2 protein-coding genes are annotated in these 1,654 nt (G+C 50.5%); both read right to left on the bottom strand.

Annotated features, from left to right (window positions below):
* Positions 1–1,267: TonB-dependent receptor plug domain-containing protein (locus VN105_RS27185; RefSeq protein ID WP_325646189.1), on the bottom strand; the 1,267-nt coding region annotated here is incomplete at its 3' end.
* A 160-nt stretch (positions 1,268–1,427) separates the two neighbouring features.
* The coding region (locus tag VN105_RS27180; protein ID WP_325646187.1) for a hypothetical protein at positions 1,428–1,654 on the bottom strand (227 nt) is incomplete at its 5' end.

The following is a 1,654-nucleotide window of genomic DNA, read 5'->3' as shown; positions in this document are numbered from 1 at the left end:
GTCCAGCATTATCCAGGCTCTCATAATAGCCCCCATAAGCATCCACTCCCGAGTAGATCGGTTGTGTGGGATTAAAAGCCACAGCAGACCATATGGCGTCGGTATTGGCAAAACTGTTGTTGTTCCGTGCAGCTTTAACATTCAGGTTTACGGTCAAGTGTTTATTGAAAAATGTAGGGTTAACAACCAATGCGCCGGTCATCCGTTCCGTTTTGTCCGTCCGCAAGGTACCCTGCTGGTTATAATACCCCACCGAGGCACGAAAAGGCAGGACCTTCCCCATCTTTCCCTGTAAACTCAGGTTATTATCCGTACCCATGGCCTGCTGAAATACCTCAGACAACCAATCGGTCGAACTATTGCCCAGTAAAGCCTTCTGTGCCGCTGTTCCCTTGCTATTGATCAGCTCGGCAAACTCATTGCGCGACATCATATCCGCTACGCCCTGGGCCTGCTGCATGGATACAATAGACGAAAAAGACAGCCGGAGTGCATCGCCCTTTCCTTTTTTTGTCGTGATCAACAAAACACCGTTTGAGGCACGCGATCCATAGATCGCTGTAGAAGATGCATCTTTGAGCACCGTCATGCTTTCGATATCATTGGGGTTGATCAAACTCAGAAAATTGCCGCTGTTGCCACTAATTCCACCCGTCTCCAAGGGGACCCCGTCCAACACGATCAATGGATCATTGCTAGCGCTTAATGAAGCACCACCGCGGATCCGTATGGTACTGCCAGAAGAAGGCGAACCACTGTTGGACATCACCTGCACGCCAGCCGTTTTACCATTGATCAGCTGCTCGGGAGAGCCCACCAGTCCGCCATTAAAATCCTTACTCCCGACGGTATTGACCGCACCTGTCAGGTCCTTTTTAGTTGTACTGCCGTAGCCCACCACCACCAGTTCTTCCAAAACATTTCCGGCCGGCAGCATGTTAACGTTCAGCGTCGTACCCGCCACTGTCAAGGTCTGGCTGCTATAGCCCACCATGGAAAATAGCAGCTGCGATTTCCCTTTAGGTAAAGCAATGCGGTACGAACCGTCACTTGCCGTGGAGGTACCCACCGTAGTTCCAGCCACCAAAACCGTCACGCCCGCCATCCCTTGTCCTTGCTCGTTACGCACCACACCGCGGATATCCTGTTGTTGCATCAACCCTATCCACCTGCTTTCTGCACCCGTTGCTGCTTGTAGCTGCGTTTCCCCAAGACAGGATAGCAATGACAAGCCCAATAAACTTGTTTTAAATGCAAAACCCTTCATTTTACTTAGATTTATATTCGTTTATAATTGTTTCTATTTCACGTTATTCCCCTTATGATGGCGCTGCCTGCGGCTACAAATAGTCCAGCCAGGCTACTCCAACCAGATCGTTGGCCCCATTGCCCGCCAGGTTGTACGACCGCTGCAGTTTATTGTCCGGCTACTCCAGCCATACAGCCCCAATGGATAAAGATTGCCCCTCCATCTGCTGTCCCGATACGATCAGCTTTTCGATATCCATGCTGTCAAACTCAGCAGGAACAGCCGGTTTAAAAAACCGTTCAAGAAAGACGGGATAAGGCGCAGGCAACAAGGCTGTAGGCACGAGCTGTAGATCCACCAGCTGGATACGAACCGTTGCTTCTGCCGAACCAAGCGGAATATCTT

Source organism: Chitinophaga sp., from assembly GCF_035564935.1.
In the GTDB taxonomy this organism is placed as follows: Bacteria; Bacteroidota; Bacteroidia; order Chitinophagales; family Chitinophagaceae; genus Chitinophaga.
This window is presented reverse-complemented; position numbering and strand designations above follow the sequence as displayed.